This is a genomic window from Mesorhizobium sp. M1142, assembly GCF_040318565.1.
GTDB lineage: Bacteria > Pseudomonadota > Alphaproteobacteria > Rhizobiales > Rhizobiaceae > Mesorhizobium.
This window is the reverse complement of sequence record NZ_JAMYMK010000018.1, coordinates 119277-126157: the sequence shown is the minus strand read 5'-3', so window position 1 is coordinate 126157 and position 6881 is coordinate 119277. Positions and strand designations below refer to the sequence as shown.

Here is a 6881-nt window from a genome sequence, read left to right as displayed (position 1 = left end):
CGCACGGGCGGACTTCCGAGGAGCGACGTTCACCGCGCCGATAGACTTTGACCGCGCCTTTTTCTTTCTGACCCGTATCGAGGGCCTCGACCTTTCCAATTCGGCGGGTCTGTCCCAGTGGCAGCTCAACATGGCTTGCGGAGACGCCCGGACCGAGTTGCCTTCTGGCTTGACGAGGCCTGAAGATTGGCCCTGTCAATTCCAGCAGGAATAGTTGTCGGCAAGCGAACTGCGGCAATGCTGCACCCGACAGGATTCGAACCTGTAACTTTGTGCCGCGGACATGCCCATTAAGGTCGAAGCCACCACCCGAGACGGCGAACTCCGGATATCCCTGTCTAATGCCGGAGAGCCCATTCCGCACGAGACAATGCAGGGGATCAGCATTAAGGAATATAATCCTCCCGTTGCGGCGAGCCCCTTCAACGGAGAATCGCCATGACTCGAAAGACCCTCGCCGACACTCTGTCCGCCCGCGAAACCATCTATGTCAATTGTGCGCACCCGATGTGCTGCAAATCGACGAAACTTGACATCCAGGCGCTGATTGACAGGCTCGGCCATGACCACGGCTCGATGCATGACGACTTGGTCGGGCTCTTTGTCTGCTCAAATTGCAAGGCTGCCGGCCGTGACCGACCTTCTTCGCATGCATTCCTGACTACGAAGGCCATCAGCGGGCGCGCAATCGCGACTGGAAGCCAACTTTCGAACGAAGGGGCTGAAAGTGGCCGGCGCCGCTTGGGGGGCGTTGGGGTAGATTGCCTGTAGGCGCCGGCGGGGCGGATTGGGGTCCGCAGACGCGAATCCTGCGGGCTGCCCTGCGGTTTTTTCCGGACACTCCGATTCCCAAGCAAAGTCAACAAAGGGGCGGCGGCATGGTGGCCGAGCTTCATCGTTTGCGGACGTTAGGAACGGAAAGGCCGCAACTCACAAAGCGAAACAATAACAGACGCTTAAGTGGGTATCTGGCGGAGAGAGCGGGATTCGAACCCGCGTTACGGTTTCCCGTAAACACACTTTCCAGGCGTGCGCCTTCAACCACTCGGCCACCTCTCCGTCTTTAGCATTTTCGACGCGGCCGGTTTCGCCGCGCGGGTTGGGGAGATGCATCTCCTTTGGGATTCCGGACCGGAATTCCGGCCGTGGGCGCCGTCGACCAGCGGATACCCTTTCCCCACACCTGAGCCGTCAAAGCAACAGGCGCGGGGCTCATCTAGTCGATCCGGTGCCGAATGCCAAGACATAACGATAGTCTATTCGCTTTGCCGGATACGGATGCTCACCCCATGTTACCGGAGCACCCGTAGGGAGCCTATCGAAAGGGGCGGCCGAGGTGTGCTCGCCGTCCGGCGCGCCGCCGGTTCCAGCGAACCGGCGGTCGCCGGTTCAACTTCGCGTGTCGCGATTGCAGGCGAAGCAAGTAGATCCTATCTAACAGTCCGATACGACATTCTGATAATCTCCTGGGGAGGAAGGGTCTGGATGTTCCGCTTCATCTTTCGTCTCGCTGCAATGGTCGCGCTGTCGGTTTCGGTCATCATGGCCGTGCTCGATGCGACACGGTCGGTGACGGCTTCGGCGCTGGTGATGACACCGCTTAATTCCAGCTGGCTCGCGGTCTCGCCGGATACGCGCAGCGCCTTCGAAAGCTTCGTCCGCGACAAGGTCAATCCGCTGCTGTGGGATGGCGCCATCGCCTGGGTGCTCAGCCAGCCCGGCTTCGCCGTGTTCGCGGTGCTGGCGTTCATTCTTTACGCCATCGGCTACAGGCGGCCGCGCCCCAGCGGGCGGTTCGCCGCGACCTGACATTTCCAGCCTGACCCGGTGTTCCCGTGCCGGGGAAGGCTCAACCAAGAAGAAAAGGAAACCGCACTATGTTTCTCAGCGACATGCTGAACAAGAAGCTCAACCTGCCGAAGCCCTCCGAGGCGCTGCCCGGCCGCGACCGGCCGATCCCGACTGCATCGAAGCACTTCGTCTCGAACAGGCCGCTCAAGGGTCCTTATCCCGAAGGGCTGGAAACGGCGATGTTCGGGCTGGGTTGCTTCTGGGGCGCCGAGCGCCTGTTCTGGCAGGTCGAGGGCGTCTGGGTCACGGCGGCCGGCTATGCCGGCGGCGTCACGCCCAACCCGACCTATCAGGAAACCTGCACCGGGCTCACAGGCCATGCCGAAGTCGTGCTCGTCGTCTACGATCCCAAGATCGTGTCCTATGCCGAGCTTTTGAAGCTGTTCTGGGAAAGTCACGACCCGACGCAAGGCATGCGCCAGGGCAATGATGTCGGCACCACCTACCGCTCGGCGATCTATACGTTCAACGACGCGCAGTACCAGGCGGCGCTCGCCTCGCGCGATGCCTACGAGGCTTCGCTGCGCGGTGCCGGACGCGGCAAGATCACCACCGAGATCGCACCGGCGCCGGAATTCTACTTCGCCGAGGAAGACCACCAGCAATATCTGGCGAAGAACCCCTACGGCTATTGCGGCCTGCGGGGAACCGGCGTCTCCTGCGCCATTCCGGCCGCCGTCTCCGCCTGATTATGCCCCTGACGCAAGGAATATGCTGTGGCGCCGCGATGCGGCGCCATGCTTTTCCAAAGGGTCAAAATTCCACGTGAATTTTGTTTCGGGCCGTGCCAGATTGACCCGAAGCGGGAGGAAGACACTCCTGCCTGACGCTGCATGCCTGCCGGAGAACCGGGCCGGCATGCGGTGCATAATGGACAAATAACCGACAGGGGTGTGGATCACATGAAACGTATCGTTCTCGGCCTTATGGCCGCAGCTGCAATGGTTCTCCCGGCCTTCGCCGCGGACATTCAACCCGCGATCCTCTATGATCTCGGCGGCAAGTTCGACAAGTCGTTCAACGAAGCGTCCTTCAACGGCGCCGAAAAGTTCAAGACCGAGACCGGCATCCCCTATGTGGAATTCGAGGTCAGCAACGCCACCCAGCGCGAGCAGGCGCTGCGCCGCTTCGCCGAGGACGGCCGCAATCCGATCGTCATGGCTGGCTTCTCCTGGGCCGACGCGCTTGACAAGATCGCCACCGAGTTCCCCGACACCAAATTCGCCATCATCGATATGGTCGTCGACAAGCCCAATGTCCGCTCCCTGGTCTATAAGGAGCAGGAAGGCTCGTACCTCGTCGGCGTGATGGCGGCGATGGCTTCCAAGACCAAGAAGGTCGGCTTCGTCGGCGGCATGGATATTCCGCTGATCCGCAGGTTCGGCTGCGGCTATGTAGGCGGCGCCAAGGCGGCCGGCGCCACCGACGTCATCCAGAACATGACCGGCGATACGCCGGCAGCCTGGAACGATCCGGCCAAGGGCGGCGAGATCGCCAAGACGCAGATCGACCAGGGCGCCGACGTAATCTACGCGGCGGCAGGCGGCACCGGTGTCGGCGTGCTGCAGGCAGCGGCCGACGCCGGCAAGCTCGGCATCGGCGTCGATTCCAACCAGAACGGCCTGCAACCCGGCAAGGTGTTGACCTCCATGGTCAAGCGCGTCGACGTTGCCGTCTACAACACCTTCATGGATGCCAAGAACGGCAAGTTCACGGCCGGCGTCAACGATCTCGGCCTCAAGGAAGGCGGCGTCGACTACGCCATGGACGACAACAACAAGGCGCTTGTCGACGACGCGATGAAGGCAGCGGTCGAAAAGGCCAAGGCCGACATCATCGCCGGCACCATCAAGGTGCACGACTACATGTCGGACAATGCCTGCCCGTATTGATTGATCGACATTGAAGACTGACGAGCCGCCGGGTGAAAGCCCGGCGGTTTTGCATTGTCAGCCGCTCACCAGTGCGGCGGCTTGGTCACCGGCACGTCGGGTGCGGCCTGTTCCTCCAGCGCCAGGAAGCGCTCGGCCAGCGCGTCGAGCTTGCGCTGCATGCGCTCGATCACCTTCCACTGCTCGGCGATCTGGCCTGACAGTTCCTCGATTGTCTTCTCCTGCTCGGCGGCGCGGATTTCCAGCGTCGTCAGCCGGTGGTCGGGCATGTGGGCGGGCATGGTCATCTCAAATCCTCGATCAGGCGATTGTGCAGGCTGCGGCCACGTTGGAAATTGACAAGCATGGCGGGATTTGTCGAGAGTGAACCCTGCTCCGGGCAATTGACATAGACCCAATTGGCACAGACTGGGCGTCATGCTAGGCGTTTGACCAAGCGGTAAAAAAATAACAGTGGGAACAGGCTGCATGGCGCAAGCCGCAATCGAGCTGATCGGCATCGACAAGAGCTTTGGCGCCGTGCGCGCCAACCGCGACATCAATCTGGAGATTATGCGGGGCACCATCCATGGCATCGTCGGTGAGAACGGCGCCGGCAAGTCGACGCTGATGTCGATCCTCTATGGTTTCTACCAGGCCGATTCCGGCGAAATCCGTGTCGGCGGTCAGCCGGCATCGATCAAGACACCGAATGATGCGATCGCGCTCGGCATCGGCATGGTCCATCAGCATTTCATGCTGGTCGACAATTTCTCGGTCCTGGAAAACGTCATTCTCGGCGCCGAAAGCGATGCACTGCTGAAGAAGAGCATCGCCAAGGCGCGTTCCGAGCTGGAGCGGCTCGAGCGCGAATACGGGCTCGAAGTCGATCCCGACGCCATCATCGAGGAGTTGCCGGTCGGCCTGCAACAACGCGTCGAAATCCTCAAGGCGCTCTATCGCGGCGCCGAAATCCTGATCCTCGACGAGCCAACGGGCGTGCTGACGCCGGCCGAGGCCGACCATCTGTTCCGCATCCTCAGGCAGCTGAAGGAGCAGGGCAAGACGATCGTGCTGATCACCCACAAGCTGCGCGAGATCATGGCGATCACCGACACCGTCTCGGTGATGCGCCAGGGCACGATGGTGGCGACACGCGAAACTAGGAAGACCACGGTCGAGGAACTGGCGGAGCTGATGGTCGGCCGGCGCGTGCTGCTGCGCGTCGAGAAGGGCGAGGCGAAGGCCGGCGGCGTCAAGCTCGCGCTCAAGAACCTGACGGTCAAGGATTCCCGCGGCGTCACCATGGTCGACGACGTCTCCTTCGACGTCCATGCCGGCGAGATCGTCGGCATTGCCGGCGTCGCCGGCAACGGGCAGTCCGAATTGCTCGAGGCGATTTCCGGCATCAGGCATGCCGTTTCGGGCTCGGTCATGCTCGACGGCAAGCCGATCGACCTCACCGGCGCCGCCGACCCTGGCGAGCTGCGCGAGCGCGGCCTTGCTCATGTGCCGGAGGACCGCCATCACGTCGGGCTGGTGCTGGCCTTCGAGGAGAACGAGAATTCGATCCTCGGCTACCAGGACGATGAGCGCTATCTGAAGGGGCCGTTTCTCGACATCGACGCCATCCGTGACGATGCCCGGGACAAGATCGTCAAATATGACATCCGCCCGGCGGACTGCCGCCTCAAGACCGCCAATTTCTCCGGCGGCAACCAGCAGAAGATCGTGCTGGCGCGGGAAATGGAACAAGATCCCGGCGTGTTGATCGTCGGCCAGCCGACGCGCGGCGTCGATGTCGGCGCCATCGAATTCATCCACAAGCGCCTCATCGCCATGCGCGACCAGGGCAAGGCGGTGCTGGTGGTTTCGGTCGAACTCGACGAGATCCGCTCGCTGTCCGACCGCATCCTGGTGATGTTTGCCGGCCGCATCGTCGGCGAACGCGGCCCCGACGCGACCGAGGGCGAGCTCGGCCTGCTGATGGCCGGCGTCGAGCAGCGCGAGGCGGCGGAATGAGCACTCCCTATGCCAAGCTCCCGGCCTGGGCCGACTACGTGCTGATCCCGCTGATCAATCTGTTCGTCGCCTTCGTCGTTGCCGGCTTCGTCGTCATATTGGTCGGTGAGAACCCGTTGCGCGCGGCTGTCATCCTGGTCGAGGGCGCCTTCGGTCGCGGCCAAGGCATCGCGTTTACACTTTTCTATGCTACCACCTTCATCTTCAGCGGGCTTTCGGTGGCGGTTGCGGCGCATTGCGGCCTGTTCAACATCGGTGGCGAGGGCCAGGGCTATATCGCCGGTCTCGGTATCGGCATCGTTTGCCTGGCCTTCGACAGCGTGCTGCCCTGGTGGCTGACCTTCCCGATTGCCATTATCGCCGCCGCGGCGATGGGCGCGCTGTGGGCGCTGATCCCGGCCTATCTGCAGGCCAAGCGCGGCTCGCACATCGTCATAACCACCATCATGTTCAACTTCATCGCCGCCAGCGTCATGGTCTATGCGCTGGTGGGGATGCTGAAGCCGCCCGGCTCGATGGCGCCGCAGACGCGCACCTTCCTCGAAGGCGCGCAATTGCCGAAGCTCAACTGGGTCATCGAATTGTTCGGCGCCAAAATCCGTTCGGCGCCATTCAACGTCAGTTCCCTGCTGGCGCTAGCCATGGCCTTTCTGGTGTGGGTGCTGATCTGGCGCACGAAGCTCGGCTACGAGATGCGCACCTATGGCCACAGCCCGAAAGCGGCGCGTTATGCCGGGATTTCGGAGATACGCATCATCATCATTGCGATGATGATCTCGGGCGCGTTGGCCGGCATGATGGCGCTCAACCCGACGATGGGCGACCAGCACAATGTCGCGCTCGAATTCGTTTCGGGCGCCGGTTTCGTCGGCATCGCGGTGGCGCTGATGGGTCGCCTGCACCCGGTCGGCATCGTGCTGGCGGCGATCCTGTTCGGCATGCTCTACCAGGGCGGCGCCGAGCTCGCCTTCGAGATGCCGGCGATCAGCCGCGACATGATCGTCATCATCCAGGGCCTCGTGATCCTGTTCGCCGGCGCGCTCGAGCATATGTTCCGGCCCTATGTCCAGGCGTTGTTCGCCTCGCTCAGCCCGAAATCGGTCGGCATGGAAGCGGTCAAAGGGAAGGGCGCCTGAG

At 62.3% G+C, this 6881-nt stretch carries 6 protein-coding genes, 1 tRNA gene and 1 pseudogene; 6 read left to right on the top strand and 2 right to left on the bottom strand.

The genetic code is table 11. The annotated features are described in order from the left end of the window. Positions 1-214: pseudogene (locus tag NKH42_RS25020) on the top strand (pentapeptide repeat-containing protein); the annotation flags it as partial. A gap of 755 nt (positions 215-969) precedes the next feature. On the opposite strand, the gene NKH42_RS25015 reads toward NKH42_RS25020, so the two are convergent. Continuing rightward, positions 970-1059 (bottom strand) — tRNA-Ser (locus tag NKH42_RS25015). 426 nt (positions 1060-1485) lie between these two features. On the opposite strand from NKH42_RS25015, the gene NKH42_RS25010 reads away from it, so the two are divergent. The 3 genes from NKH42_RS25010 to NKH42_RS25000 all read left to right on the top strand — a co-directional run bounded on the left by NKH42_RS25010 (position 1486) and on the right by NKH42_RS25000 (position 3743). Further along, entirely contained in the window at positions 1486-1809 is a 324-nt protein-coding gene (locus NKH42_RS25010) for a hypothetical protein (protein ID WP_352752579.1), read from the top strand. 68 nt (positions 1810-1877) lie between these two features. Then, complete coding sequence (gene msrA, locus NKH42_RS25005) at positions 1878-2540, top strand: peptide-methionine (S)-S-oxide reductase MsrA (protein ID WP_352509893.1); 663 nt, start codon at positions 1878-1880, stop codon at positions 2538-2540. 213 nt (positions 2541-2753) lie between these two features. After that, positions 2754-3743, top strand: coding sequence for a BMP family lipoprotein (locus NKH42_RS25000; protein WP_254816859.1), 990 nt, complete (start codon positions 2754-2756; stop codon positions 3741-3743). A 65-nt stretch (positions 3744-3808) separates the two neighbouring features. On the opposite strand, the gene NKH42_RS24995 is transcribed toward NKH42_RS25000, so the two are convergent. Beyond that, complete coding sequence (locus tag NKH42_RS24995) at positions 3809-4030, bottom strand: SlyX family protein (RefSeq protein WP_352509891.1); 222 nt, start codon at positions 4028-4030, stop codon at positions 3809-3811. A gap of 181 nt (positions 4031-4211) precedes the next feature. Here NKH42_RS24995 and NKH42_RS24990 point away from each other — a divergent pair, with 181 nt between their 5' ends. Both NKH42_RS24990 and NKH42_RS24985 read left to right on the top strand, forming a co-directional pair. Further along, positions 4212-5744, top strand: a complete 1533-nt coding sequence (locus NKH42_RS24990) for an ABC transporter ATP-binding protein (RefSeq protein WP_352974618.1) — start codon at positions 4212-4214, stop codon at positions 5742-5744. Next, positions 5741-6880, top strand: a complete 1140-nt coding sequence (locus NKH42_RS24985; protein ID WP_352509890.1) for an ABC transporter permease — start codon at positions 5741-5743, stop codon at positions 6878-6880. Before NKH42_RS24990 ends, NKH42_RS24985 begins: the two co-directional genes overlap by 4 nt. The last annotated feature ends 1 nt before the right edge of the window (position 6881 follow it).